The sequence below is a fragment of the Bacteroides fragilis genome (genome assembly GCF_019583405.1).
Classification (GTDB): domain Bacteria; phylum Bacteroidota; class Bacteroidia; order Bacteroidales; family Bacteroidaceae; genus Bacteroides; species Bacteroides fragilis_B.
On the sequence record NZ_SZUU01000003.1, the window covers coordinates 343,016 to 368,444 of the forward strand.

The 25,429-nt window shown below is 38.9% G+C and carries 28 protein-coding genes; 14 read left to right on the plus strand and 14 right to left on the minus strand.

Translation table 11 applies throughout. The annotated features are described in order from the left end of the window. Positions 1-5 precede the first annotated feature (5 nt). On the minus strand, positions 6-392 hold the full coding sequence (gene crcB, locus FDF36_RS08735) for a fluoride efflux transporter CrcB (RefSeq protein ID WP_220391069.1): 387 nt from the start codon (positions 390-392) through the stop codon (positions 6-8). A 151-nt stretch (positions 393-543) separates the two neighbouring features. On the opposite strand from crcB, the gene FDF36_RS08740 reads away from it, so the two are divergent. Then, entirely contained in the window at positions 544-2,703 is a 2,160-nt protein-coding gene (locus tag FDF36_RS08740; protein WP_220391070.1) for a glycoside hydrolase family 97 protein, read from the plus strand. A 413-nt stretch (positions 2,704-3,116) separates the two neighbouring features. Here FDF36_RS08740 and FDF36_RS08745 read toward each other — a convergent pair whose 3' ends face one another. Beyond that, on the minus strand, positions 3,117-3,476 hold the full coding sequence (locus FDF36_RS08745; protein WP_199446681.1) for a helix-turn-helix domain-containing protein: 360 nt from the start codon (positions 3,474-3,476) through the stop codon (positions 3,117-3,119). 226 nt (positions 3,477-3,702) lie between these two features. On the opposite strand from FDF36_RS08745, the gene FDF36_RS08750 reads away from it, so the two are divergent. Together FDF36_RS08750 and FDF36_RS08755 are read left to right on the plus strand one after the other, a co-directional pair. Next, positions 3,703-5,217 carry a coiled-coil domain-containing protein gene (locus tag FDF36_RS08750; protein ID WP_220391071.1) on the plus strand — a complete coding sequence of 505 codons (1,515 nt, stop codon included), beginning with the start codon at positions 3,703-3,705 and terminating at the stop codon, positions 5,215-5,217. A 47-nt stretch (positions 5,218-5,264) separates the two neighbouring features. Further along, entirely contained in the window at positions 5,265-6,023 is a 759-nt protein-coding gene (locus FDF36_RS08755; RefSeq protein ID WP_220391072.1) for a BT1926 family outer membrane beta-barrel protein, read from the plus strand. Positions 6,024-6,128: 105 nt separating this feature from the next. Here FDF36_RS08755 and FDF36_RS08760 read toward each other — a convergent pair whose 3' ends face one another. From FDF36_RS08760 to FDF36_RS08775, 4 genes are all read right to left on the minus strand, one after another. After that, complete coding sequence (locus tag FDF36_RS08760) at positions 6,129-6,554, minus strand: RNA-binding S4 domain-containing protein (protein ID WP_005775919.1); 426 nt, start codon at positions 6,552-6,554, stop codon at positions 6,129-6,131. Between the two features lie 24 nt (positions 6,555-6,578). Further along, entirely contained in the window at positions 6,579-7,142 is a 564-nt protein-coding gene (gene pth / locus FDF36_RS08765) for an aminoacyl-tRNA hydrolase (RefSeq protein ID WP_005809833.1), read from the minus strand. A gap of 104 nt (positions 7,143-7,246) precedes the next feature. Then, positions 7,247-7,837: a 50S ribosomal protein L25/general stress protein Ctc gene (locus FDF36_RS08770; protein WP_005809832.1), complete on the minus strand. Its 591-nt coding sequence runs from the start codon at positions 7,835-7,837 to the stop codon at positions 7,247-7,249. Positions 7,838-7,981: 144 nt separating this feature from the next. Beyond that, the gene (locus tag FDF36_RS08775; RefSeq protein ID WP_220391073.1) at positions 7,982-8,368 is read right to left on the minus strand and encodes a PUR family DNA/RNA-binding protein; all 387 of its coding nucleotides are present in this window, start codon (positions 8,366-8,368) and stop codon (positions 7,982-7,984) included. Between the two features lie 168 nt (positions 8,369-8,536). Between FDF36_RS08775 and nusB the strand changes: the two genes are divergently transcribed. The 6 genes from nusB (at position 8,537) to FDF36_RS08805 (ending at position 12,640) form a co-directional block, all read left to right on the plus strand. Continuing rightward, the gene (nusB, locus tag FDF36_RS08780) at positions 8,537-9,463 is read left to right on the plus strand and encodes a transcription antitermination factor NusB (protein ID WP_220391074.1); all 927 of its coding nucleotides are present in this window, start codon (positions 8,537-8,539) and stop codon (positions 9,461-9,463) included. Between the two features lie 46 nt (positions 9,464-9,509). Further along, on the plus strand, positions 9,510-9,836 hold the full coding sequence (gene yajC, locus FDF36_RS08785; protein WP_005775925.1) for a preprotein translocase subunit YajC: 327 nt from the start codon (positions 9,510-9,512) through the stop codon (positions 9,834-9,836). A gap of 23 nt (positions 9,837-9,859) precedes the next feature. Then, on the plus strand, positions 9,860-10,873 hold the full coding sequence (locus FDF36_RS08790; protein ID WP_220391075.1) for a CdaR family protein: 1,014 nt from the start codon (positions 9,860-9,862) through the stop codon (positions 10,871-10,873). Continuing rightward, entirely contained in the window at positions 10,863-11,480 is a 618-nt protein-coding gene (coaE, locus tag FDF36_RS08795) for a dephospho-CoA kinase (protein WP_220391076.1), read from the plus strand. Before FDF36_RS08790 ends, coaE begins: the two co-directional genes overlap by 11 nt. A 17-nt stretch (positions 11,481-11,497) precedes the next feature. Beyond that, complete coding sequence (locus tag FDF36_RS08800; RefSeq protein ID WP_220391077.1) at positions 11,498-11,914, plus strand: DUF5606 family protein; 417 nt, start codon at positions 11,498-11,500, stop codon at positions 11,912-11,914. A gap of 516 nt (positions 11,915-12,430) precedes the next feature. Then, positions 12,431-12,640: a hypothetical protein gene (locus tag FDF36_RS08805; protein WP_220391250.1), complete on the plus strand. Its 210-nt coding sequence runs from the start codon at positions 12,431-12,433 to the stop codon at positions 12,638-12,640. Positions 12,641-12,716: 76 nt separating this feature from the next. Here the strand turns inward: FDF36_RS08805 and clpB are convergent, their stop codons facing one another. Further along, entirely contained in the window at positions 12,717-15,305 is a 2,589-nt protein-coding gene (gene clpB / locus FDF36_RS08810; RefSeq protein ID WP_220391078.1) for an ATP-dependent chaperone ClpB, read from the minus strand. 222 nt (positions 15,306-15,527) lie between these two features. Between clpB and FDF36_RS08815 the strand changes: the two genes are divergently transcribed. The 3 genes from FDF36_RS08815 (at position 15,528) to FDF36_RS08825 (ending at position 18,101) form a co-directional block, all read left to right on the plus strand. Next, entirely contained in the window at positions 15,528-16,109 is a 582-nt protein-coding gene (locus FDF36_RS08815) for a DUF6621 family protein (RefSeq protein WP_220391079.1), read from the plus strand. 24 nt (positions 16,110-16,133) lie between these two features. Beyond that, positions 16,134-17,030: a LysR family transcriptional regulator gene (locus FDF36_RS08820; protein WP_220391080.1), complete on the plus strand. Its 897-nt coding sequence runs from the start codon at positions 16,134-16,136 to the stop codon at positions 17,028-17,030. Positions 17,031-17,108: 78 nt separating this feature from the next. Continuing rightward, complete coding sequence (locus FDF36_RS08825) at positions 17,109-18,101, plus strand: YeiH family protein (protein WP_005818794.1); 993 nt, start codon at positions 17,109-17,111, stop codon at positions 18,099-18,101. Between the two features lie 84 nt (positions 18,102-18,185). On the opposite strand, the gene FDF36_RS08830 is transcribed toward FDF36_RS08825, so the two are convergent. The 3 genes from FDF36_RS08830 to FDF36_RS08840 are packed head-to-tail and all read right to left on the minus strand — an operon-like array spanning position 18,186 to position 19,899. Continuing rightward, the gene (locus FDF36_RS08830; protein WP_220391081.1) at positions 18,186-18,869 is read right to left on the minus strand and encodes a DUF4252 domain-containing protein; all 684 of its coding nucleotides are present in this window, start codon (positions 18,867-18,869) and stop codon (positions 18,186-18,188) included. 6 nt (positions 18,870-18,875) lie between these two features. Further along, positions 18,876-19,403: a hypothetical protein gene (locus FDF36_RS08835; RefSeq protein WP_032543334.1), complete on the minus strand. Its 528-nt coding sequence runs from the start codon at positions 19,401-19,403 to the stop codon at positions 18,876-18,878. After that, positions 19,384-19,899: an RNA polymerase sigma factor gene (locus tag FDF36_RS08840; protein ID WP_032529733.1), complete on the minus strand. Its 516-nt coding sequence runs from the start codon at positions 19,897-19,899 to the stop codon at positions 19,384-19,386. The genes FDF36_RS08835 and FDF36_RS08840 overlap by 20 nt, the downstream gene beginning before the upstream one ends. Positions 19,900-20,040: 141 nt before the next feature. Between FDF36_RS08840 and FDF36_RS08845 the strand changes: the two genes are divergently transcribed. Beyond that, complete coding sequence (locus FDF36_RS08845; RefSeq protein WP_005809822.1) at positions 20,041-20,265, plus strand: hypothetical protein; 225 nt, start codon at positions 20,041-20,043, stop codon at positions 20,263-20,265. A gap of 61 nt (positions 20,266-20,326) precedes the next feature. On the opposite strand, the gene recA is transcribed toward FDF36_RS08845, so the two are convergent. From recA to FDF36_RS08865, 4 genes are all read right to left on the minus strand, one after another. Beyond that, positions 20,327-21,370 carry a recombinase RecA gene (gene recA, locus FDF36_RS08850; protein ID WP_005775938.1) on the minus strand — a complete coding sequence of 348 codons (1,044 nt, stop codon included), beginning with the start codon at positions 21,368-21,370 and terminating at the stop codon, positions 20,327-20,329. 10 nt (positions 21,371-21,380) lie between these two features. Continuing rightward, positions 21,381-21,827: a thioredoxin-dependent thiol peroxidase gene (gene bcp, locus FDF36_RS08855; RefSeq protein WP_220391082.1), complete on the minus strand. Its 447-nt coding sequence runs from the start codon at positions 21,825-21,827 to the stop codon at positions 21,381-21,383. Positions 21,828-21,912: 85 nt separating this feature from the next. Further along, positions 21,913-23,106, minus strand: a complete 1,194-nt coding sequence (locus FDF36_RS08860) for a saccharopine dehydrogenase family protein (protein ID WP_220391083.1) — start codon at positions 23,104-23,106, stop codon at positions 21,913-21,915. Between the two features lie 94 nt (positions 23,107-23,200). Then, a complete protein-coding gene (locus FDF36_RS08865; RefSeq protein WP_220391084.1) occupies positions 23,201-24,451 on the minus strand; it encodes a hypothetical protein in 1,251 nt (416 codons plus the stop codon). Positions 24,452-24,575: 124 nt separating this feature from the next. Here FDF36_RS08865 and FDF36_RS08870 point away from each other — a divergent pair, with 124 nt between their 5' ends. Beyond that, positions 24,576-25,367, plus strand: a complete 792-nt coding sequence (locus FDF36_RS08870) for an META domain-containing protein (RefSeq protein WP_005818811.1) — start codon at positions 24,576-24,578, stop codon at positions 25,365-25,367. Positions 25,368-25,429: the final 62 nt, after the last annotated feature.

Here is a 25,429-nt window from a genome sequence, read left to right on the forward strand (position 1 = left end):
TTAGTCTATTGTTTTAAATGTTCTCCGAGGTATCCTCCACCTAATACGGCTAAAAGCCCGAGTATCATACTGGCTAATGTATAAAATGCGAATATGCCGTAGAAGCCTCCTTTCAGTAAACTCAGGCCATCATTAGCCAAAGTAGAAAATGTGGTAAAGCCTCCACAGAAACCAACAGTCAGAAATAGCCTTAATTCGAAAGATAGATCAAGACGTTCCGAAAGTGAATAAAATAATCCTATTAACAAACTCCCTGCAATGTTCACGGCAAACGTTCCCCACGGAAAGGGGAAAAAAGTAGGGCTAAGTTTCTCGTTGACGGCTATTTGTGCCAGATAGCGGGTTACACTTCCTATCCCTCCTCCGATAAATATATAAATAATCTCTTTCATCTTTTTTGTTTTGTTGGCAAAGTTACCACTGTCAACTGTTTATGCAAACGTTTTCTGATAAATCTTCTTTATTTCGGTTCTATTCGTCGAACCGGAATCTGCTTCTTGCTTATCTTTGTTGCATGATTACTAATTTATATTAAACCATATCATGAAGAACATGAATAAACTGACTTTTAAGTTGGCTTGCTTTTTTCTTTCTCTTTTAATGAGTAGTGTGGCAATGGCCGAAAGCATTACTTCTCCAAATGGACTCTTGAAACTGAACTTTTCGGTGAATGGAAAAGGGGAGCCTGTGTATGAACTTTCTTATAAGGGTAAAGAAGTGATTAAACCTTCTAAACTGGGCCTTGAACTGAAAGATGATCCCGGTTTGATGGATGGTTTTACATTGATTGATGCCAAGACTTCTTCTTTTGACGAAACCTGGGAACCTGTTTGGGGAGAAGTAAAGCAAATCCGTAACAATTATAATGAACTTGCGGTAACTTTAGACCAAAAAGCTCAGGATCGTAAGATGTTGATTCGTTTTCGTTTGTACAATGACGGACTCGGTTTTCGCTATGAATTTCCGCAGCAAAAGAATCTGAATTATTTTGTGATAAAAGAGGAGCATTCCCAATTTGCTATGACAGGTGATCATACTGCTTTCTGGATACCGGGCGATTATGATACACAAGAATATGATTATACTCGATCGAAGCTTTCGGAAATACGTGGCCTGATGAAAACAGCTGTTACTCCCAATGCTTCCCAGACTCCTTTTTCTCCTACCGGGGTTCAGACTGCTTTACAAATGAAGACCGATGATGGATTGTATATCAACCTTCATGAAGCTGCCTTGGTGGATTACTCTTGTATGCATCTTAATTTAGATGATAAAAACTTTGTTTTTGAATCATGGCTGACTCCTGATGCACAGGGAGATAAAGGATATATGCAGACTCCTTGTCAGTCTCCATGGCGTACAATCATGGTCAGTGATGATGCACGTGACATTCTTACTTCCAAATTAACATTAAACCTGAACGAGCCATGTAAATTGGAGGATACTTCCTGGATTAAGCCTGTCAAATATGTAGGTGTATGGTGGGAGATGATTACGGGTAAAAGTACATGGGCTTATACTGACGACGTTTATTCAGTGAAGTTGGGTGAGACCGATTATGCTAAGACTAAGCCCAATGGGCGTCATGGTGCCAATAATGAGAATGTGAAACGTTATATTGATTTTGCCGCTGAACACGGTTTTGACCAGGTATTGGTCGAGGGCTGGAATGAAGGATGGGAGGATTGGTTTGGCAAGTCAAAAGATTATGTGTTTGATTTCGTCACTCCATATCCCGACTTTGATGTGAAAATGTTGAATGAATATGCCAAGAATAAAGGGGTAAAGTTGATGATGCACCATGAAACCTCTGCATCTGTCCGTAACTATGAACGCCATATGGACAAAGCTTACCAATTTATGGAAGATAACGGCTACAACGCTGTGAAGAGCGGATATGTAGGCAATATAATCCCACGCGGTGAGCATCATTACGGGCAATGGCTGAATAGTCATTATCTCTATGCAGTGAAGAAAGCAGCCGATCATAAAATCATGGTGAATGCTCACGAAGCCGTTCGTCCAACCGGATTGTGCCGTACGTATCCAAACCTGATCGGTAACGAGTCTGCCCGTGGAACAGAATATGAAGCTTTTGGTGGGAATAAACCATTCCATACTACATTGCTTCCTTTTACACGCCTGATTGGTGGTCCAATGGATTATACTCCAGGTATTTTTGACACTCAATTGTCTTTCTTGAGTGGTGAACATAGTTTTGTGCATACCACTTTGGCAAAACAATTGGCCCTTTATGTTACACTTTATAGTCCGCTGCAAATGGCTGCCGACCTTCCGGAGAGTTATGAGCGCCACATGGACGCATTTCAGTTTATTAAAGATGTGGCAGTAGACTGGGATGACAGTAAATATATTGAAGCAGAACCGGGAGAATATATCACGGTGGCTCGAAAAGCCAAAGGAACCGATAATTGGTTTGTTGGAGGTATTACAGGTGAAAATTCCCGTACTTCTACATTCGTTCTTGATTTCCTGGATCCGGGGAAACAGTATGTAGCCACTTTATATGCTGATGGGAAAGATGCGGATTATGAGAAGAATCCTACCTCTTATGAGATTAAAAAAGGTATAGTGACTAATAAAACCAAGATTTCTACTAAATTGGCTCGTAGTGGAGGTTTCGCTCTCAGTCTGATAGAAGCTACTCCGGCCGACCGAAAAGAACTTAAAAAGTGGAAATAAAGGTGGGTTAGTGGTAAAAAGATTAGTTTGGTTATTTTTTTGAAATGAAAGAGTCCGGATACACAATATGTATGTCCGGACTCCTTTTGTTGATAGTTACTATATTGTCAATTAAGTGAGTCATCTCTTGACTTTCTCTTTTTATCTGCTGTTCTTATCTTTATTGATTATATCGTTTTTAATCAATTGATTAATAGCCTAATGTTGAATGTTTATAAAGCTAACTTTAACATAGAGTTAAAGCTTGTTTTTTAAATGCAAAGAACAAGTTGTTTGCATTTAAAAGATTTGTTCTTTGTACAGAGGGAATAATGATCTTTGTTTCTTCCTTAACATTGTTAAATTATTCTGTAGGGGCTATATCTTTTCTTTGATAGCTTTTGTTCCCTATATATAATAAGGTATAAACAACTCTACTTATTAGCTCTTCCATCCAGTAACTCGGCTATTTTCTTTTTCAGGTTTAGCTTGATAATTTCATCTTGCTGCAGTTCTATCTCTACTGTAATTTTGGCATTTCCCAATTTATATCTGATATCTTCGTTATCACAATTTATCTGTTCTTGTTTGATGCTATATAAAAGGGCAAAATCATAATCTAACGCCAGTGAAATATTATATAATGTATCCGTATCAATGCTTTTCCTTGTCAGTAGATAATCTACACTTTGAGGCTTAACGTCCAATCTTCTTGCGAGTTCGGCTTTAGTAATCTGCCTCTCGGACATTATATTCTTGATAATTTCACCTATATAAATATTGCTTTTTTTCATTTGCATGAAAGTACAACATAATCCGAAGAGTTAGGTTTATCGGTATAAAAGAATATCTGTCTATTTTTGAATTTTGTTCATAATTTATTTGTTTTATCAGATAAATTGGGATATATTTGCTGCGAATTACTGGAAGAAGTGGACCAACACTCTTCTGGTAGCGGAAGAAAAACAGAGTGGAACATAACATTTATATTATTATTATTAACACTAAAATTTTGAGATTATGAAAAAGAAACTCATGATGGTTGCAATGCTCCTGGGTGCTTTGTCACTGGGAGCTTGCGTAGATAACAACGAATCAGCTTCTGTGGAGGCGGTACGTAATGCGAAAGCTGAACAGTTGAAAGGTTTGGCAGCATTGGCAAATGCACAAGCTGAGGCTACGAAAATTACAGCTGAGGCTGAGGCAGCATTAAAAAATGCACAAGCTGAATACCAGAAAGAAATGACTGAAGAGGCTAAACAGAAATTTGCTGTTGAAATTGAAAAAATTAAAGCCGAGGCAGAAAAAGCAATTGCTGAAGCAAAGAAAGCTGCTTCTGAAGCTGAACTGGCTATTTTAAAAAATGCTGATGAACGTGTTCAGTGGTTATACGGACAGTATACTATAGCTGCTGGTGAATTGGCTGTTTTGAATGAAAACTTTCTTACCAGAACAGCCGGTCTTGCTCAGTTAGAAGCAGGTATAACTACAGCAGAAGCAAATGCTAAGATTAACACTATTACTTTGAATAGAAGTATCGCAGCGGAAACTGCTAAATTGGAGGTTCTGAAAGACCCAGTTAATGCAAATATTGATAAGGATGCGCTTAACGCTAAAAAGGAGGCTGCTCTTCAAAAGTATAGGTTAGCCAATAGTACAGTGATGAATAATGAAGGTGCTGCTTTGGATGCAGACGCCAAAGGTATTCAGGAGGCTATTGATGCTTTGGATAGAGATGCAATTGATGAGGTAAATAATCTTTATTATGGTGTCGTTGCATTTACAGGAACAGAATATTTGCAGTGGGAATCGACTACTGGTATTAAATCTGATGTTGTTAATTTAGGGGCTTATATAAGTGAAAGCCAAAAACTTGAAGCAGAAACATCTTTTGCAAATCGTGTAAAAAATGCTGCAGATGCTTTGGGTACGTCAGCAGATACTAAGGATAAGAATACTGCTTATGGTCGTCTTGCTGCTGCTAATGCACAGTTGGAAGATGCAAATAAGATGGGTGAAACAACAGATGCAGAAAAGGAGGCTAAAGAGCAAGCTATAGAAAATGCAAAGCGTGCAATTGCTTCTGCGAAAGATGGTATTGTGATTGCACAAGCTGAGTATGATAAAGAAAAGGCTGCTTCTGATGAATTTGCTGCTGCTCTTGCAGCTGTTGATGTAAAAGCATATAATGATGCCGTTAGTGCAATTGTAGCATTGGTTAAAGCGAATGAAACTGTTGCTAAAGCATTTAATGATGCAAATGAGACTCCGATGAAACTTTGGAGTGAGTATAGTGTTCTTAATGCACTTTATAATAATAGTCAGAACCTTGAAGAATTAATTGCTCAATGTGAATATAATATTGCTTATGCTAAAGAGCAGATTAAATTCTATGAAGTTAATATCACGAATGCTGAGGCCCAATTAGCTAAAGAAAAAGAAGAGTTGGCTAACCTGGAAAAAGAGATTGCTGCTAAGAAAATTATTGTTGACAATGCAAAAGCTGCGTTAGACGCAGAATTAAACGCTGAATAATCGCCAATAGTAACGGCAAATAAACAACAAATCAAAAAAAGTATCGTATGAAAATAAAAAGACTTTTAGTGTTGGCCGTTCTACCCATAATGTGTCTTGCAGCTAATGCGCAGAACTGTAGTAAAGACAATACTCCTAAAAAAGGAGACTTTACGGTAGCGGCTACTGTTGGATACAATAGTTACACAAATGTCACAGCCCCTTCGGGGCTGCTGACTGACTATGAAGTCAGAGCGCTTTCAACCAACTGGGCAGATAAAAAGCTGATGGTTGGTTTCGAAGGGGGCTGGTTCTTCAAAGATCAGTGGAAACTAAATTTGGGTGGCGGTGTCAGCTTCACGAATAACCCCGGTTATCCGGCTGTTCCCGGTACAATAGACGAAAATACGGAGATCGGTGATGGGAGTATTCCTAACTACCGTGCCGTAGCCAGTGCTCAGTCGTTCGCTTATAATGTGTCGGCAGGTGTTGATCGTTATTTCAACATCAAGCGTGTTCCTAACCTGATGTGGTATACAGGCGTTCGCGTAGGTTTTGCTTACGGCGAAAATGAAATGAAGTATGATGAAGAGACCTCTATGGGTAAATCGGTTGCCGAGAGCTGGAATCTTCGTGGCGCCCTGACTATCGGTGTCGATTACTATGTTCTTCCTGCCCTTTACATCGGTGCACAGATCGATCCGTTTGCTTATACGTACAACAAGACTACGTATAATCCGCAAGCCGGTCTTGGCGATCTTTCGGCGGACAGCCACAACTACAGTGTTTTGGCGGCTCCGACATTGAAGATCGGATTTAAGTTTTGACCTCTATCTCCATCCGGCCGATAGGTTATCGGTCGGGTGGGTGATTTTATAAATAAGTCCATTTATTTATACCTCCCCGATGTCCGTGACGGCTGTCGGGGATTTTTATTTATTGTCTTCTTCAAAATCAAAGTCAAAATCAAAATCGTCTATAAATTCCGGAGTAGTGAATTCTTCAATGCTTCGACGGTCTTTTTTAGTCGGGCGTCCGGTGCCTCTTGCGCGATCAATGAACCCACTGATTTTGCTCATTTCCAAAAGTTCATATTGATCGGGTGTCGTTACGTTTTCCATCATCTCGGATACAAGCTTTGCTCCGATTCGTTTCTCGATAGCTTGTAATACTTTGAAAGAGTATGTAATGGGGGGCTTTTTTACTTGAATTACGTCTCCTGGCTTTATCATACGAGATGCTTTCACAAACGATCCGTTGATGCTGATTCGTCCTTTTTTGCAGGCCTCAGCGGCGATGGTGCGGGTTTTGAAGATGCGGACTGCCCACATCCATTTATCTATTCTTGCTTCAGGCATTGGTTATAAATTGAAAATGAATTATTATTTTTTGTTGAATTGATTCATCGTTATGTCGATTCCTGCCAAACAAAAGCTTTTGGCAATCTCTCCGGCTGTCTCCAGGCGCTCGTTCATTGTTGTCCAGTCTTCTTCCGTAAAATGTCCTAATACGAAATCAACCTGTCCGCCCTTTGGGAAGTCATTGCCAATGCCAAATCTCAACCGTGCATAATTCTGAGTTCCCAAGATAGCTGCGATATGTTTTAATCCGTTATGACCTGCATCGCTACCTTTGCTTTTCAGACGTAATGTTCCAAAAGGAAGAGCCAAGTCATCAACGATGATTAGCATATTCTCCAATGGAATATTTTCCTTTTGCATCCAATAACGCACGGCATTGCCACTTAGATTCATAAATGTCGAAGGCTTTAACAGAATCATTTGTCTTCCTTTCACGGATAGGGTAGCTGTAAAGCCATAACGACCGTCCTTGAATGATAGGTTGTTTGCTTTGGCCAAAGCATCCAACACCATAAAGCCTATATTATGGCGAGTTTCATGGTATTCTGGACCAATGTTGCCTAATCCGACAATTAAGTATTTCATATCTTTCAGTTTATTTGTTTTAAATAAAAAACGCAGATTAACACAGATGTGAAATCTGCATTAATCTGCGTTTGAATGATATCTCTAATAAAGGGATAGCGATATTATTTTCCTGCTGCAGCAGCTGCACCTCTTGCCGCACGAGTCAACTTAACGGCACATACGACAGCGTCTTTTGCGTTCAGAAGTTCCAGTCCTTCATAGCTCAATTCGCCTACTTTAACTGTTTTGCCAAGACCCAAGTGAGATACATTGACAGTCAGTTTCTCAGGAATAACGTTGTACAAAGCTTTAACTTTCAGTTTACGCATCTGCAATGCTAATTTACCACCGGCTTTCACACCTTCAGCAAGACCTTCAAGTTGTACCGGTACTTCCATTACGATAGGTTTAGCTTCGTCAATCTGATAGAAGTCTACGTGCAGGATAGTATCTTTTACAGGGTGAAATTGAATGTCTTTCAAAATCGCATTCACTTTTTTGCCATCGATAATCAGGTCTACTACGTGGATGTGCGGAGTATAAACCAGATTGCGAAGTCCTTCGTTAGTCACTGTGAAGTGAACAACTTCTCCACCACCGTAAAGTACACAAGGTACACCACCGTTGTTACGAATTTCTTTCAAAGCTCTTGCCTGTTCAGAAGAGCGTTCTGCAATTGTTCTTGCAGTTCCTTTAACTTCAATTGATCTCATTTCTTGAAATTTTTTGTGTTACTCTAAATTAAGTTATTTTGCTTGCTTAATTCACCATCACACGATGTGATTATCACACGATGTGCAAAAAGCGGTGCAAAAGTACACTTTCTTTCTGAAATATCAAAGAATTGATGCTTTTAATTATTCAAAATCAATGTCGATCTTGATTTCGCTATCTAAAACTGTAGTCTCTGGTTCACTTTCAGATTCGATTTTTCTCTCCGATTCGGAATCTTCTGTATATTCTTGATTCTGATTGATGAAATTAATAGCCTGTTCGAGTCCGGCCATGAACTTACCAAAATCCTCTTTATACAAGAAAATTTTATGTTTTTCAAAACTTACCTGAGAATCATCTCCTTCGCCCATCACAACCTTTTTGCTTTCGGTAATGGCAAGAAACATTTCATCTTTGCGGTTCTTTTTAACGTCCAGGTAATATATACGTTTACCAGCCTTTATTGATTTTGAAAATACGATCTCTTTATCATTCATATCTGTTCCTATTTTCTTTTTTAAATCTTCCATATTGTTAGGTCTGTTTATAATTGGCTTCAAAATTGGATATTTTTTTTAAACTGTCAAAAGAAAAAGGAAAGAGAATGAAATACTGCATTAAAAAATGTGATTTATTTGTGTAAACTCATTAAAAATGTCTATTTTTGCAATTCGTTAATAACAGTATTAATTAAAATTATGATTAACAGAGTTCTTATTCGTCTAAAGATCATACAGATAGTGTATGCTTACTATCAAAACGGCAGCAAAAATTTAGACTCAGCGGAGAAAGAGTTGTTCTTTAGCCTCTCAAAGGCTTACGATCTGTACAACTATTTGCTGATGCTTATGATTGCTTTGACGGAATATGCACAAAAACGCATCGACACAGCGAAAGCTAAACTGGCACCTACCAAAGAAGAGTTGTATCCCAACATGAAATTTGTGGAAAATAAATTTGTGGCACAACTCGAAGTGAATAAACAATTAAGCGAATTTATAGCTAATCAGAAAAGGACCTGGGCTAATGATCAGGACTTTATTAAAGAATTATACGAAAAGATTATTGCATCTGATATATACAAGGAGTATATGGCTTCTTCCGACAAATCTTATGAGGCGGATCGTGAATTATGGAGAAAACTCTATAAAACTTTCGTTTTTAACAATGATTCATTAGATCAGGTGTTGGAGGATCAGAGTTTATACTGGAATGATGATAAAGAGATTGTCGATACATTTGTATTGAAGACTATTAAGCGTTTTGAAGAAAAACAGGGAGCTAACCAACCACTGTTACCCGAATTCAAAGATGACGAAGATCAGGAGTTTGCACGCCGTTTGTTCCGTCGAACCATTTTAAATGCCGATTATTACCGGCATCTGATCAGCGAAAATACAAAGAACTGGGATCTGGATCGCGTAGCTTTCATGGATGTAATTATTATGCAATGTGCATTAGCAGAAATTCTTAGTTTTCCGAACATTCCGGTTAGTGTTTCGTTAAATGAGTATGTAGAGATTGCTAAACTCTATAGTACAGTGAAGAGCGGTAGCTTTATCAATGGTACATTGGACGGAATAGTTAATCAATTAAAAAAAGAAGGTAAGTTGACAAAAAACTAATACCTTTGTCTAAATAGATTAAAAAACTAATAAAACAGATTATTTTATGAACCTATTAACTGTATTTTTTCAAGCTCCTGCTGCTGGTCCTGACGGTAGTTTGATGTGGATCATGCTGATAGCAATGTTTGTTATCATGTATTTTTTCATGATTCGTCCGCAGAACAAGAAGCAGAAAGAGATCGCTAATTTCCGCAAATCTCTCCAGGTTAACCAGAATGTAATTACGGCTGGTGGCATTCACGGTGTGATTAAGGAAATCAATGATGATTACATTGTTCTTGAAATCGCTTCTAATGTAAAAATTAAGATAGATAAGAACTCTATTTTTGCAGACGCTTCTGCTGCCAATAGCCAGTCTGCTACAAAATAAGGAACTAAAAATAAATAAAGCCTATGTTCGAACGTAGGAACATAAAGTATATTTATTTGAAATTATCAAAAAGGATTAAGGACTTTCTGCTTAGTGATAAGAGCAGAGAGTTCTTAATTTTTTTATTCTTCTTTTTTATTGCAGGTGGATTTTGGTTGCTTCAAACGCTAAACAATGATTATGAAGCCGAATTTTCTATTCCTGTCCGTCTGAAAGGAGTTCCCAATCATGTGGTTTTAACTTCTGAACCTCCTTCTGAACTCCGCATTAAAGTAAAAGATAAAGGAACGGTATTGCTAAACTATATGTTGGGCAAAAGTTTCTTTCCGGTTAATATCGATTTTTCCGAGTCGAAAGTACCTGATAATCATGTGAAGATTTATACGTCAGAACTTGAGAAAAAAATTGCGGGGCAACTTAATGTATCGACCCGGTTGCTGTCTGTAAAGCCTGATACTTTGGAGTATATTTATTCTACCGGAAAGTCTAAATTAGTGCCTGTTAAATTGGAGGGTAAAGTTGTTGCAGGACGTCAATATTATATTTCGGATACGATCTATTCTCCGGATTCTGTTTTGGTATATGCTCCCGTGGCTATATTGGATACAATAACGGCAGCTTATACACAAAAAGTTAATTTTGAAAATGTAATGGATACATTGAAGCAACGAATAGCGCTTGCCGGAGTAAAAGGTGCGAAATTTGTTCCCGGAGCTATTGATTTGACTTTACCCGTGGATATATATACGGAGAAAACAGTTGAAGTCTTATTACATGGTATCAATTTTCCTGCAGATAAGGTGTTAAGGGCATTTCCATCTAAAGTTCAGATTACGTTTCAGGTTGGATTAAGTCGTTTTCGCGAGATTAAGGCAAGTGACTTTGTTGTGAATGTTTCTTATGAAGAACTTTTGAAATTAGGTACTGATAAATATACTGTAAAATTAAAATCTCTTCCGCGTGGAGTAAGTCATGTGCGAATCCATCCGGAACAGGTTGATTTCCTGATAGAACAACTCTCTTCTGATGGCAATTAAAATTGGAATAACCGGTGGAATCGGTAGTGGTAAAAGTGTTGTTTCACATTTACTTGAAGTGATGGGGATTCCTGTCTATATCTCGGATGAAGAGTCAAAGAGAGTGGTGGCGACTGATCCTGTTATTCGTAAAGAATTGTGTGATTTAGTAGGAGAGGAGGTCTTTTCTGATGGCAAATTAAATAAGACTTTACTGGCCACATATCTTTTTGCTTCTTCGACGCATGCTTATCAGGTTAATGGAATCATACATCCGAGGGTTAAGGAGCATTTCAGGGAATGGAGCTCACACAAAGAGTGTCTGGACATAATAGGTATGGAGTCGGCAATTCTGATAGAATCGGGTTTTGCGGATGAAGTTGATTGTATAGTGATGGTCTACGCCCCTTTGGAACTCAGAGTAGAACGTGCGGTACGGCGTGACAATGCTTCATGCGAGCAGATTATGCAGCGTATCCGGAGCCAAATGAGTGATGAAGAAAAATGTGAGAGGGCTTCTTTCGTCATAATAAACGATGGTGAAAAGCCGTTGATACCACAGATTTTAGATCTAATTGCTTTTCTATATCAAAAGATTCATTACCTTTGTTCCGCAAAAAATAACTAATATAAAAGTAATATACTATGTTAAAGACTATTTTGTCTATCTCCGGTAAACCGGGGTTGTATAAGCTTATTTCGCAGGGTAAAAATATGTTGATTGTAGAAACAATTGATGCAACTAAGAAACGTTTTCCTGCTTATGGTAACGAAAAAATTATCTCTTTGGCAGATATAGCAATGTACACAAACGATTCAGAAGTGCCTTTACGTGACGTGTTGCGTTCAATAAAAGAAAAAGAAAATGCAGCTATCGCTTCTATAGATGTGAAGAAAGCTACTTCTGAGCAATTACGTGAGTATTTGGCTGAGGTTTTGCCTGACTTTGATCGTGACAGAGTATATGCCAATGATATCAAGAAATTGATCTTGTGGTATAACATCTTAGTCTCTAACGGAATTACAGACTTTGGTGAAGAGACTGCTGTTGAAGCAGAATAAATCTACCATACTTTTAGTTAAAAGCATAATGTCCTTTATTAAAGGGTATTGTGCTTTTATTTTTTTATTATATCTCTATAAACAAAAGTTTTTTTAAGCTGTTCTTGCAGGACTATATCAAATTTGCATAGAATATTTTAGAGAACTTATTTGTCGTATTCAGGGCTTTTTAATTATCTTTGTTGCAATCCGTCGGAACCTGAAGAGTCAGTGTTACGAGGAATATTACACAAAAAGAACAAAAGCGTTTTTAAGATATTATTCTGTACTTGAAATCTGGACAATTTCACTATTCAGGAATAATGTAACGAACGCTCATGCTCTGCTGTATATGCAAATATATAGTATCGAGCGTGGGTTGTTGTACATTATTTGAATAGTGGCAGTCCAGAGCCTCAGGTACGATAATTACAACGTTCCCACGCTTTTTTATATACGAAAGATTCTTTCGAGGGAACCGGGAGGGATAGAAGGAAGGAAAAGAGCATGAAAGCAGCAAGAAATAGCGGGATTTGTATGAAACTGGATGATTTTACCGGAGTTTTATCGATAGAGCATCTGGATGTTAATACGATGGTATATCTGTATAGTGAGAAGGGTGAGTTAATAGGGAAAATTCACTCAACAAAATCTTCTGCTACTTTTACATTACCCCAAAAAGGTATGTATGTGCTTGTAATTCACTGTTTATCCTATCCGGTGGAAGTTAGGCGAGTTATTTATTGAACTTTTCAATAAAAGAAAAGCCGGTATACCATAAGGCATACCGGCAAATCGCTGTTGTTTATTACTTCTTAATCCTTTAGTTACGGAAAACTAATCCGTCTCCTTGTGCATCTACAATGATTGCTTTACTACGGTCTACTTCCTGTGCCAATAATTTTTTCGATAGATCATTGAGCAAATATCTCTGAATAGCCCTTTTTACAGGACGTGCACCGAATTCCGGATCATAGCCGACCTGTGAAAGGAAATCCAAAGCCGCATCTGTCAGCTCTAGCTCTACTCCATTACCGGCAAGCATCTTTTGTACGCTCTTAATCTGTAACAAGACAATCTGTTTGATGTCTTTTTCCGTTAATGGCAGGAACATGATAGTCTCATCGATACGGTTTAGGAATTCCGGACGGATGGTTTTCTTTAGCATGTTCATTACCTCTTTCTTGGTTTCTTCCACTACTTCCTCGTTGTTGGCACCATTCAGTTTTTCCATCTGGCTCTGTATGTAGCCACTGCCCATATTAGAGGTCATAATGATAATTGTATTTTTAAAGTTTACCACGCGGCCTTTGTTGTCTGTCAATCGTCCGTCATCAAGTACCTGCAACAAGATATTAAATACATCCGGATGTGCTTTCTCGATTTCATCAAACAATACTACAGAATAAGGTTTACGACGAATCGCTTCTGTCAATTGTCCGCCTTCATCATATCCGACATATCCCGGAGGCGCTCCAACTAAACGCGAAACGCTGTGCTTCTCCTGGTATTCGCTCATGTCGATACGGGTCATCATCGTTTCATCGTCAAACAGAAATTCGGCAAGAGCTTTGGCAAGTTCGGTTTTACCAACTCCTGTAGTGCCCAAGAAGATGAAAGAACCAATAGGTCGTTTGGGATCCTGTAAACCTGCACGGCTGCGGCGTACAGCATCAGATACGGCTGCAATAGCCTCGTCTTGTCCGATAACACGCTGATGTAATTCCTCTTCAAGGTGGAGCAACTTGTCCTTTTCACTCTGCATCATTTTGCTTACAGGAATTCCGGTCCAACGGGATACTACGTCAGCGATGTCTTCAGCATCCACCTCTTCTTTTATCATGGCTGTATCCCCTTGCATTTCGTGCAGTTTTTTCTGGGTATCTTCAATTTCCTTATGCAGTTCCTGCAATTTGCCATAGCGAATCTCTGCAACTTTGCCATAGTTTCCCTCACGTTCTGCCTTGTCAGCTTCGAATTTAAGATTTTCTATTTCAACTTTGTTCTGCTGGATTATATCCATCAGGCTTTTTTCGCTTTGCCATTTTGCTTTATATGATTTTTCCTGTTCTTTCAATTCAGCCAATTCTTTGCCGATTGTCTGTAATTTCGGTTCATCATTTTCCCGTTTTATAGCTTCTCGCTCAATCTCCAGCTGTTTAATCTTTCGTGAGATTTCATCTAATCCTTCAGGGACGGAATCCACCTCCATGCGAAGTTTTGCGGCAGCTTCATCCATCAGGTCAATTGCTTTATCGGGCAAAAAACGGTCAGTGATGTACCGGCTGCTTAATTCTACGGCAGCAATGATTGCGTCATCTTTGATACGTACGTGATGGTGATTTTCATACCGTTCTTTTAATCCACGTAAGATAGATATTGTGCTCAGATTGTCCGGTTCATCTACCTGTACTATTTGAAAACGACGTTCCAAAGCTTTATCTTTCTCAAAATATTTCTGATATTCGTCGAGAGTGGTAGCACCGATAGAGCGTAATTCTCCACGGGCAAGTGCAGGTTTCAGAATATTAGCTGCGTCCATAGCACCTTCTCCTTTTCCTGCTCCTACCAAAGTATGGATTTCATCAATGAATAATATGATGTTACCTTCTGATTTCTTCACCTCATTCACTACCGATTTCAGTCGTTCCTCAAATTCTCCTTTATATTTAGCTCCTGCAACGAGTGCGCCCATATCAAGTGAGTATACCTGTTTATTTTTCAGGTTTTCAGGGACATCACCACGAAGAATACGGTGTGCCAGCCCCTCAACAATAGCTGTTTTACCGGTACCCGGTTCACCTATTAATATAGGATTGTTTTTTGTGCGCCGACTTAGAATCTGAAGTACCCGTCGGATTTCTTCATCACGTCCGATCACAGGGTCGAGCTTACCGCTACGGGCTGCTTCATTTAAGTTAATGGCATATTTTTCCAGTGACTGGTAATTATCTTCACTGGATTGAGAGGTTACCTTTTCTCCTTTTCTCAATTCACTGATGGCACCACGCAATTCCTTTTCGGTCATTCCTGCATCTTTCAGGATGGTAGACACTGTGCTCTTTACTGTCAGTAAGGCCAGTAAAAGATGTTCCAATGAAACAAACTCATCGCCCATTTCTTTGGAATACTGTGTAGCTTTTTGAAAGACTTCGTTCGCTTCCCTGCTCAAGTAAGGTTCTCCACCGGAAACTTTTGGGAAAGAGTCGATCTGCTTATCGAGTACGAGGGAGATTTGTTGTCCGTTCAGTCCCAACTTCTGAAAGATAAAGTTAGTCACATTTTCGCCTACCTTCATCACTCCGTACAGGATATGAGCCGTTTCGATGGCTTGTTGCCCCCGACTTTGTGCCAGGTTAATAGCCTCTTGTACAGCTTCCTGAGATTTAATGGTAAAATTGTTAAAGTTCATATCGTTTGTTCTCCTTTCTTATTCTTGTTTTCAATAACACTATTAGAGGCGCAAAAGATTTGCCATGGGGTAAAAACTGACTTTTTTTCAGCTTTTTAAGAAAAATAAAAGCCAAAATGTCATGTATTTTCTTTTATGGAGGAAATTGTGTCCGAATGTAAGAGCATTTTAGAAGTATGTTGTATCTTTATGCCCTCAATATAATGATTAAGGAATTACGATATGGACGAAAAAATAAAGTTTCCTTCGAATGTGGTACTGATTGATGCAGCATTTCTGAATTTAGTTGTAATGGATCTGAAGAAATACTTTGAGAAAACCTTGATGCGTGAACTGCAAGAGATTGATCTCTCGGAACTGATAACCTATATAGTACTTGATGCAGGTATGGCAGTAGGCGATAATCAAATCCAAATATTAATGGTATATGATAAGGATTCGACTCAGTTGTCTAATTGCCGACCTTCCGATTTATCGGCAGAGTTGAATGGGGTGGCATTTAAGAGTCAGTTCGGAGAGTTTTCTTTTGCCAGTGTACCTTGCGAGGAAATGGTATCTCGTGAAGAATTATATTTGGATTTGTTGAATATCGTTTCAGATTCTGCTGATGTGGAACGGCTGATTTTGGTCTCTTTCAATGAAGAATATGGTGCTAAGGTAATGGAGCGGTTAAAAGCTATCAAGAATAAGGAAATCATTCAATTCCGTATGAATGAACCGGAGGAGAATATTGAAGGACATCAGTGGGAGATGTTGGCATATCCCGTGATGCAAGCATTGGGAATCAAGGGAGAAGAGTTGTAATATTAGCAATAAGCCTTTATATTTATGTCTGATTTTCGTCTGAAAGTATTTTTAAGCGTTGCTAAGAACCTCAGTTTCACTAAGGCCTCACAAGAGTTGTTTGTCAGTCAGCCTGCCATAACCAAACATATTCAGGAATTGGAGACCTGTTATCAGGTTCGGTTGTTTGATCGGCAGGGAAATAAGATTTCTTTGACAGAAGCGGGTAAACTTTTGCAGGAACATAGTGAAAAGATATTGGAGGACTACAAGCGGTTGGAATATGAAATGCATTTGCTGCATAACGAGTGTATAGGTGATTTGAAATTAGGTGCCAGCACTACCATTTCTCAATATGTGCTTCCTCCTTTGCTTGCTAATTTTATAGCCAAGTTTCCCCAAGTAAATCTTTCTTTGTTGAATGGGAATTCCAGAGAGATAGAGGCTGCTTTGCAGGAACATCGTATCGATTTAGGATTGGTAGAAGGTATTTGCCGCCTACCCAATCTTAAATATACTACATTTTTGCAGGATGAATTAGTGGCAGTTGTCCATACAGGTAGCAAACTTTCATTGCCAGATGAGATAGCGCCGGAAGATTTATCCAGAATTCCGCTTGTGCTCAGGGAGAGAGGTTCGGGCACATTGGATGTTTTCGAGAGAGCTTTATCCGAGCATAATATGAAGTTATCATCCTTGAACGTACTTTTATATTTAGGCAGTACAGAGAGTATCAAGCTGTTTTTAGAATATACAGATTGTATCGGAATTGTTTCTATCCGTTCTATCAGTCGTGAATTACTTTCAGGTACTTTCCGTGTTATTGAGATTAAAGGTATGCCAATGCTACGTGAGTTCTGTTTTGCTCAACCTCAAGGCCAAGAGAGTGGGTTATCACAAGTTTTGATGCAGTTTGCTATGCATCATAACAAAAAGTTATAGAGTATAATTAGATGCAATTGGCATATACCGACAAGTAGCCGTATCTTTGCACCCGAAAAATAAAAAAGATAATAAGATATGGTATCAGCTATTACGAAAACGTTACAGACAAACAATAAAAAGGTCTATGTTTCTTTACTTTCTATTTTGACTTTCTTTTTAATGTTGGATTATGTTCCAGGATTGCAGGCACTTTCTGCATGGGTAACTCCACCGTTAGCGCTCTTTCTTGGATTGGCTTTTGCGTTAACTTGTGGACAGGCTCATCCGAAATTTAATAAAAAGACATCTAAATATTTGTTGCAATACTCTGTTGTTGGATTAGGTTTTGGTATGAATTTGCATTCGGCACTTGCTTCCGGTAAAGAAGGAATGGAGTTTACTGTTATTTCAGTAATCGGTACATTGATCATAGGATGGTTTATTGGTCGTAAGTTCTTGAAAGTAGATCGTAATACCTCTTATCTTATCAGTTCGGGTACGGCGATTTGTGGTGGTAGTGCTATTGCTGCTGTAGGTCCCGTAGTAAAGGCGAATGATAGTGAAATGTCTGTAGCGTTGGCTACAATATTCATATTAAACGCACTTGCTCTTTTTATCTTTCCAGTAATCGGGCATGCTTTAAATATGAGTCAACATGAGTTCGGAACTTGGGCTGCCATTGCTATTCATGATACAAGTTCTGTGGTAGGTGCCGGTGCTGCATACGGTGAGGAGGCGCTAAAAGTTGCTACTACTATTAAATTGACCCGTGCCCTTTGGATTATTCCAATGGCATTTGCTACTTCATTTATCTTTAAAAGTAAAGGACAGAAGATCAGCATTCCTTGGTTTATCTTCTTCTTTGTATTGGCTATGATTGTGAATACCTATTTGTTGGGTAGTGTGCCCGCATTGGGGGCAGCTATCAATGGATTGGCTCGTAAGACTTTAACTATTACTATGTTTTTCATCGGGGCTTCTCTTTCTTTGGATGTTGTGAAGTCCGTAGGTATCAAACCTTTGATACAGGGAGTACTTTTGTGGGCAGTGATTAGTCTGAGCACTTTAGCATATATTTATTGGTGCTGATTAAATATAAACAGAACTATATGTAAAGAGGTACGATGTATTTAGACATCGTACCTCTTACATTTAATAAATATCCTATATCATTTACTCTATACTTATGTTCTTTAGTTCTTTCCCAAGGTTTTTTAGTTCCTCATTCAAAGCGTTTAATTCTTCCCTATAATTCGCATCTATAGTGTTCAAATTATAAGTTCCGCTTAATTCTATCATACCTTTTTGTTTGCTTATATCTTTCTTGCTGTCATAAATGGCAGGTTTATTATTGGTATAGAGCCTATCTCCTGATATTATAAAGCACTGACTGGTATTTTGATACAACATTAGTTTTTTGATATCATCCGTCGTCATATCTCCTTCCATATATACGAATTTTATGGAAGATGCCCGGTCCATTACCATAATTAGTTCTTTTATCTTACTTCCTTTACGATTTACATAGATTTCTGAACCGGAAGTTGTCCCTTTTTGTTTCATCAACAGTTCATATTTGGATGACTGCATCAAAGAACGAATATCTTTAGCCATCTCTTCACGTATCTTATTATCACGCGTAGAAAGAACCTGAACAGAGTTCAAGTGTTCTGCCACCTTACCTATATAAAGGTCTTTCATAAATAAGTTCGGATTTAGTTCCATCATAGCTTTAGAGATATAAACTGATGATACTCCTTTCATGTCGTTGTATTTGTTGAACAAATTTTTTTGTGCCTGACAAAAGAGAGGTGACAATAACAGTACACAAACCAGAATAAATTTCATTGTTTTCATAACCGTTTATTTTTTTATTTCGTTTTTTACTTCTTGATGTATTCTTCTCATGTCTATTTGGCTTTCTTTTACTTCATTGAACCCATTGTTCAGGTTAATGGAAATCTCCAGTAAAGTCGCCTGGAACATTCGGTAGGCTTCTTCCGGGTCAGAAAATGTGTCTTGCGGTGTAGGTGGACACACATTTTTACCCAGATTTTCGATACCATATCCAAGGCCGACAAGTAATAGCATAGTGGCTGCTATACTTCCAATCCACCGCCAGTTGTTCTTGGAACTGTTGGGGTGGAAGAAGCGTTGTTCTTTCTCGGCCATTTCATCAATCAACAAGTTTAGTTTGTCCTCCAAATATGCAGGAATTTCCACATCTTGATCTGCGTTTAAGTAAAGGTTAAGAAAGATTTCTTTATCCTTCAACAGATATTCGGGTACTTCTGTTGTTCTGAAATAATCTCTCAGCGCCTCTTCCTGGCTCTCGGTAGTAGTCCCCTCATAAAACTCGGCGAGTAACCTTTCAATTTCTTCGACTTTCATAATTATTCCATTTATTAAATTCTTCACGTATCTTTTTCCTTGCTCGTGATAGCAGTACACGAACATTAATAGAATTCAATCCGGTGACTTGTTCTATCTCTTCGTAAGAACAGCCTTTGATATCGCGCATGTTTATGATCCGTTGCTGCTGTTCGGGTAAGTGGGCTATGATATCTTTTACCTGTCGTGCGCCTTCGCGTACTTCCAGGTTGTCCGACTGGGAAATATCCTGAACGGCAGACAGTTCTACGGTTTGTCGGGACAATATGTACTTTCCTGAGCGGAGCAAATCAAAACACATATTCTTTACCAAAGTGACACTAAATGCTTCCGGATTACTAATAACAGTCAGTCCTTCCCGCTTATCCCACAGCTTCAGGTAGGCTTCTTGCACTATATCCTCCGCATCGGCTGAATTCTCCAGTAGCCGGTAAGCTACACGGTACAGTTTGCGGTGATAAGGCAGAAACTCTTTTTTAAAACTCTCAGCATCCATGGATTCGTTTTTGTCAATGTTTATATTTGTAAGACGTAACGGGACGAATTATGTTACAAAGAAAGAGAAAAAAGAGCAAGTAATATGAAGATATTTGATGAAAAGGATGTACTTTTAATGACTTAATTAAAATGAAATACTATGAGCGAAAGTGAAATTACGAAATTGGATATTATTGTAGAGGTATTAGGTGAGAGAGAACCAGAGATACGGCGCTTGGTTACATTGGATGATCGGATAAGGACATTTGCAGAGTCTGGTGATGAAAATGGTCAGAGAATGCCAATTGAACTTATAGCGGAGTGGGCGATGTTGCTGGATAAGTACTATCCGTTGGCATTGGAAAAACGGAATTCTCTGAATTGATATATGATAAACGACTGGCTGTATTTCATTGAATGACAGCCAGTCGTTATCTGTTGATTAGTTATTTGTGTTCTCTCAATTTTTCGAAGATTAATCCTTCCAGTTCTTCGGCGAGTTCGGGATTATCGGCAATACATTGTTTAGCTGCGTCGCGACCCTGTCCCAGCTTCGTGTCATTATAGCTATACCATGAACCACTTTTCTTGATGATTCCCAAATCAGCACCCAGATCAATAATCTCTCCAGAATGTGATATACCTTCGCCAAACATGATATCGAATTCTGCTTTACGGAAAGGAGGAGCTACTTTATTCTTCACAACCTTGACTTTTGTTTGTTTACCAATCACCTCTTCACCGTCTTTTATTTGTTGTGAACCGCGGATATCCAAACGTACCGAAGCATAGAACTTCAATGCATTGCCACCGGTTGTTGTTTCGGGATTACCGAACATTACACCGATTTTCTCACGCAATTGGTTGATGAAAACACAAGTCGTACGGGTTTTACTCACTGCTGATGTTAACTTGCGTAATGCCTGAGACATTAATCGAGCCTGCAAACCTACTTTATTGTCACCCATGTCTCCTTCTATTTCTGCTTTCGGAGTCAAGGCGGCTACGGAGTCTACTACGATGATGTCGATGGCTGAAGAGCGGATCAATTGCTCCGCAATTTCCAATGCCTGTTCTCCGTTATCCGGTTGAGAGATAAACAGATTATCTACATCCACTCCCAGCTTGGCCGCATAAAAACGATCAAAGGCATGTTCTGCATCAATGAAAGCGGCAATTCCACCGGCTTTTTGTGCTTCTGCAATGGCGTGGATCGCCAGTGTGGTTTTACCGGATGATTCCGGACCATAAATTTCAATTATTCTTCCGCGGGGATAACCGCCTACGCCTAATGCTGCATTCAGTGCAATCGAACCTGTAGGAATTACTTCTACTTGTTCTACCACTTCTTCACCCATTTTCATGATAGAACCTTTACCGAAGCTTTTCTCTATCTTGTCCATGGCAGCCTGTAAGGCTTTTAATTTTTCGCTTGATGCCATTTTATTATTATCTGTTTCAAAATTTAACTCGTCTTCTTTCTTTGCCATAATGATCGATTTATAAAATTTGTGAAGCGTGTTCTTTGGTCTTTACTTCTTTCGGACCGATGATTCGTTCAACGACTCCTTCTTCATTGATCAGGAAAGTAGTGCGTAAAGTACCCATATAGGCACGGCCATATAGCTTTTTCTCTCCCCATACTCCAAATTGTTCTACTAATTTTTTATCAGTATCGGCAATCAAGGTAAATGGCAGATTATTCTTTTCAATAAATTTTTGATGTGACTTTTCATTGTCTACACTGACACCGATCACTTCGTATCCGGCCTTACGCAATTCTGCATAATTGTCACGCAGGCTGCAAGCCTGAGCTGTACAGCCAGAAGTGCTATCTTTGGGGTAGAAATAAAGGACGATTTTTCTTCCTTTATAGTTGCTGAGGCGTACCTCTTCTCCCTTTTCATTGATACCCAGCAATTCAGGGACTTTATCTCCTATATTCATCTTTGATGATTTTCCCAATGTATAAATTATGTCAATCCGTTTGCCACAAGGTGGCATATAGCCAATTGACATATTGTTATGTTAATTACAATTCCAGGTTTCCGTCGAATTCTTCGTGCCAAGGCAGACCTTGTTTGTTCAATTGTTCCATGAACGGATCCGGATTAAACTCTTCTACATTATTCACACCCGGTCGATTCCATTCGCCTTTGAAGAACATCATGGCACCAATCATAGCCGGGACACCTGTGGTATAGCTTACTCCCTGCATACCCGTTTCTTTGTATGCTGCTTCGTGACTGCAGTTATTGTATACATAGTAGGTACGTTCTTTGCCATCTTTTAAGCCACGGATACGGCAACCGATTGAGGTTTCCCCTTCGTAATTTTCACCCAGATCTTGAGGATTAGGTAGCACGGCCTTCAAGAATTGCAGAGGAACAATTTTTTGCCCGTTGTAATCGATTTCGTCGATGCGGGCCATACCGATGTTCTGAATCACACGTAGGTGTGTCAGATATTCCTGGCCGAATGTCATCCAAAAGCGTGCTCGTTTGATAGTTGGAAAGTGTTTTACAAGTGATTCCAACTCTTCGTGGTATAACAAGTATGAGTCACGAGGACCTATATTCGGATAGGTCAAGTCTTTATGAATTTCCAAGGGTCCGGTGGTTACCCACTGTCCGTTTTCATAATAACGTCCGTTTTGGGTTATTTCACGGATATTGATTTCCGGATTGAAGTTTGTAGCAAAAGCCTTGTGATGATTTCCGGCATTACAATCTACTATATCCAAGTATTGAATTTCATCGAAATAATGTTTGGCAGCATATGCCGTATAAATGCCACTTACTCCCGGGTCGAATCCACAACCTAAGATAGCAGTCAGACCTGCCTCTTTGAAACGTTCGTGATAAGCCCATTGCCAACTATATTCAAAGTGAGCTTCGTCTTTAGGCTCATAATTAGCGGTATCCAGGTAGTTTACACCTGCTTTCAGGCAGGCTTCCATGATAGTCAGATCTTGATAAGGCAAAGCAACGTTAATAACCATTTCCGGTTTGAAGTCGTTGAATAGTGCTACCAGTTCGTCTACATTATCAGCATCCACTTGGGCTGTTTTTATGCTGGGGTTGCCGATGGCTTTCACAATGTCGTCACATTTTGACTTCGTGCGGCTTGCGATCATGATATCAGTAAATACATCGGCATTTTGTGCCACTTTGTGTGCTACAACGGTACCTACACCGCCTGCACCGATAATAAGAACTCTACCCATTTCTTTAATTAAGAATTTTAAATTAAGAATTTAAGAATTGTTGATGGAACAAATATACGGCATTATTTCAGAATATTCGCCGATTTAAGTTTCTTTATTTGGCGCGAAGCAAGATACCATTTTCAAATTCGAGTATTTTCCCCCTGTATAACCATGTCTCAAAACGAGAGTCGGTCCGGACTCTGATTTCGATAGGTTCGCCGATTGCCAATTTACACTCTTCGGTTGTCATACCCGGTTTTACCTCTCCTTTAGCAAGCATTAACCAATTGGCTTCGCTAATGTTCGGATATTTTTTTCGTATGTTGGTAAATGCAAAAAGATTTTCAATGAAATCTTCATTTCTAAGGATAGGATCATATCTCAAATCTACTTTTATCTGGTATGTTGTTCCCAAAACATCTGCCAGTAGGAGTGTAGCTGACGTTCCTGTTTTTTCAGGTTGCACATCTTTGATTTGTAACGGAGTATAACGCAGTAAATCTGCTTGTTTTGTTCGTATTGTTTTTAAGGGATAAACGGCTTGTCCGATATATTTAGATTGAATGGACTCTTTGGCTTTAATGTCCGGATTGGTAAAAGAAAATGCGTTGGGGAAGTAGCTCATCCTCTTTTCTGCTTGAAAATCGTCAGGTTCCATACCGGAATTTGTTCTGGACATGGCTACGTCAATATAATAGGTGTTCCCTTTACTATCAGTAAAAATAATTCTCACAGGAAAAGCTTTGCTGCCAACACTGATTGCTATGACTTTTACGGGTTCACCTTTGGGAATACTGACCTCTCTGTATCCGGAGTAACTGCTGACATCATTTATTTTTACTGTGGTAGTCCGGGTATAAAGTGTTTTTCCAATCAATAATTCTTTGGCGGTATTTATATCTTGCAGGTAGATGAGTCCGTTGATACCGGCACGAGGATCTTTATCACACAGATCGTTCAGTTTGGTATCTTTCATTTCGTAATAGTATTTTTTACCTTCACATTCAAAAATGAAACGTGAAGTATATATTTTACCGATATATGTTTCATGCTCTGTTTCTTCGGATCCTACATATTCTACAGTTTTATTTTTGAGTAAGTCGTTAACTACTTCTTTCCCGTTTTCGTAACAACAAAATATGGGGATGAATTCGTCACCGCTATCCGGAATAAACATAAATTTTATTCCAGGTGTCCACTTACATAATTGTTTCATCGGAAAATACGTTGTTATGAAATTCGTTTCTTCGTCAACCGATGGGGCCAAGGGGGAAGAGAGGGGTACGGAATAATCTTTCTGTGCAATTGCCGTGGAAGCGACTGTCAATAGAAGGAGTAATAAGGTTTTGATACGTCTTTTCATGATTGTATATTGTTTGTTGAACTATTCGTATGTCTGTTCTGTTTATCTTAATTCGACAAATGTATCAACTTTATATTATTTTTTATCTATATTTGCGCCAATATTTAACTTAAATAGTATAACAATGAAAAAAGTATTGTTTTCAATTTGCATGGCAGGTGCAGCATTCGCAATGTCATCTTGTGGTTCAACCAAAGAGACCGCTTCTTTATCATCTTTAAATGGTGAATGGAACATTATTGAAGTGAACGGTTCGGCTATTGTTCCGGCAGAGAATCAGGAATTGCCGTTTATCGGTTTTGATACAGCAACTGGAAAAGTATATGGTAACAGCGGCTGTAACCGTATGATGGGTTCGATAGACCTAAATTCAAAACCCGGTACTATTGATATGAGTCGTTTGGGAAGTACTCGTATGGCTTGTCCTGATATGACAACGGAACAAAATGTACTGAATGCATTGGGACAGGTAAAGAGTTATAAAAAACTGGGTAAACAGAACATAGCTCTTTGTAATGCTTCCAGTCGCCCGGTAGTTGTCCTTCAGAAGAAAGTATCTACGGTGAAGTTGTCTGCACTGAGCGGTGAATGGAAAATAGAGGAAGTGAATGGTGAGACTATCCCTTCCGGTATGGAGAAGCAGCCTTTTATCAGTTTTGACGTTAAAAAGAAATCTATTCATGGAAATGCCGGATGTAATCTGATTAATGGGGGATTTGAAACTGATAAAGAAAATCCTCGTTCTATTTCTTTCCCAAATGTTATTTCTACTATGATGGCTTGTCCGGACATGGAGGTAGAAAGTAAAGTGATGAAGGCTATCAATGAGGTGAAATCATTTGATGTGTTGTCCGGTGGTGGAATTGGTTTGTATAACGCAGACGGAACACTGGTAATGGTGTTAGTGAAAAAATAGAAGTGCCTTAGTTAAAAGATACAGAGAAGGGTGTCCTGCAAAGGACACCCTTCTCTGTATCT

What these genes read in the sequence shown, in the direction of transcription:
- crcB (WP_220391069.1), bottom strand. Translation starts at nt 392, where the DNA reads ATGAAAGAGATTATTTATATATTTATCGGAGGAGGGATAGGAAGTGTA.
- FDF36_RS08740 (WP_220391070.1), top strand. Translation starts at nt 544, where the DNA reads ATGAAGAACATGAATAAACTGACTTTTAAGTTGGCTTGCTTTTTTCTT.
- FDF36_RS08745 (WP_199446681.1), bottom strand. Translation starts at nt 3,476, where the DNA reads ATGAAAAAAAGCAATATTTATATAGGTGAAATTATCAAGAATATAATG.
- FDF36_RS08750 (WP_220391071.1), top strand. Translation starts at nt 3,703, where the DNA reads ATGAAAAAGAAACTCATGATGGTTGCAATGCTCCTGGGTGCTTTGTCA.
- FDF36_RS08755 (WP_220391072.1), top strand. Translation starts at nt 5,265, where the DNA reads ATGAAAATAAAAAGACTTTTAGTGTTGGCCGTTCTACCCATAATGTGT.
- FDF36_RS08760 (WP_005775919.1), bottom strand. Translation starts at nt 6,554, where the DNA reads ATGCCTGAAGCAAGAATAGATAAATGGATGTGGGCAGTCCGCATCTTC.
- pth (WP_005809833.1), bottom strand. Translation starts at nt 7,142, where the DNA reads ATGAAATACTTAATTGTCGGATTAGGCAACATTGGTCCAGAATACCAT.
- FDF36_RS08770 (WP_005809832.1), bottom strand. Translation starts at nt 7,837, where the DNA reads ATGAGATCAATTGAAGTTAAAGGAACTGCAAGAACAATTGCAGAACGC.
- FDF36_RS08775 (WP_220391073.1), bottom strand. Translation starts at nt 8,368, where the DNA reads ATGGAAGATTTAAAAAAGAAAATAGGAACAGATATGAATGATAAAGAG.
- nusB (WP_220391074.1), top strand. Translation starts at nt 8,537, where the DNA reads ATGATTAACAGAGTTCTTATTCGTCTAAAGATCATACAGATAGTGTAT.
- yajC (WP_005775925.1), top strand. Translation starts at nt 9,510, where the DNA reads ATGAACCTATTAACTGTATTTTTTCAAGCTCCTGCTGCTGGTCCTGAC.
- FDF36_RS08790 (WP_220391075.1), top strand. Translation starts at nt 9,860, where the DNA reads ATGTTCGAACGTAGGAACATAAAGTATATTTATTTGAAATTATCAAAA.
- coaE (WP_220391076.1), top strand. Translation starts at nt 10,863, where the DNA reads ATGGCAATTAAAATTGGAATAACCGGTGGAATCGGTAGTGGTAAAAGT.
- FDF36_RS08800 (WP_220391077.1), top strand. Translation starts at nt 11,498, where the DNA reads ATGTTAAAGACTATTTTGTCTATCTCCGGTAAACCGGGGTTGTATAAG.
- FDF36_RS08805 (WP_220391250.1), top strand. Translation starts at nt 12,431, where the DNA reads ATGAAACTGGATGATTTTACCGGAGTTTTATCGATAGAGCATCTGGAT.
- clpB (WP_220391078.1), bottom strand. Translation starts at nt 15,305, where the DNA reads ATGAACTTTAACAATTTTACCATTAAATCTCAGGAAGCTGTACAAGAG.
- FDF36_RS08815 (WP_220391079.1), top strand. Translation starts at nt 15,528, where the DNA reads ATGGACGAAAAAATAAAGTTTCCTTCGAATGTGGTACTGATTGATGCA.
- FDF36_RS08820 (WP_220391080.1), top strand. Translation starts at nt 16,134, where the DNA reads ATGTCTGATTTTCGTCTGAAAGTATTTTTAAGCGTTGCTAAGAACCTC.
- FDF36_RS08825 (WP_005818794.1), top strand. Translation starts at nt 17,109, where the DNA reads ATGGTATCAGCTATTACGAAAACGTTACAGACAAACAATAAAAAGGTC.
- FDF36_RS08830 (WP_220391081.1), bottom strand. Translation starts at nt 18,869, where the DNA reads ATGAAAACAATGAAATTTATTCTGGTTTGTGTACTGTTATTGTCACCT.
- FDF36_RS08835 (WP_032543334.1), bottom strand. Translation starts at nt 19,403, where the DNA reads ATGAAAGTCGAAGAAATTGAAAGGTTACTCGCCGAGTTTTATGAGGGG.
- FDF36_RS08840 (WP_032529733.1), bottom strand. Translation starts at nt 19,899, where the DNA reads ATGGATGCTGAGAGTTTTAAAAAAGAGTTTCTGCCTTATCACCGCAAA.
- FDF36_RS08845 (WP_005809822.1), top strand. Translation starts at nt 20,041, where the DNA reads ATGAGCGAAAGTGAAATTACGAAATTGGATATTATTGTAGAGGTATTA.
- recA (WP_005775938.1), bottom strand. Translation starts at nt 21,370, where the DNA reads ATGGCAAAGAAAGAAGACGAGTTAAATTTTGAAACAGATAATAATAAA.
- bcp (WP_220391082.1), bottom strand. Translation starts at nt 21,827, where the DNA reads ATGAATATAGGAGATAAAGTCCCTGAATTGCTGGGTATCAATGAAAAG.
- FDF36_RS08860 (WP_220391083.1), bottom strand. Translation starts at nt 23,106, where the DNA reads ATGGGTAGAGTTCTTATTATCGGTGCAGGCGGTGTAGGTACCGTTGTA.
- FDF36_RS08865 (WP_220391084.1), bottom strand. Translation starts at nt 24,451, where the DNA reads ATGAAAAGACGTATCAAAACCTTATTACTCCTTCTATTGACAGTCGCT.
- FDF36_RS08870 (WP_005818811.1), top strand. Translation starts at nt 24,576, where the DNA reads ATGAAAAAAGTATTGTTTTCAATTTGCATGGCAGGTGCAGCATTCGCA.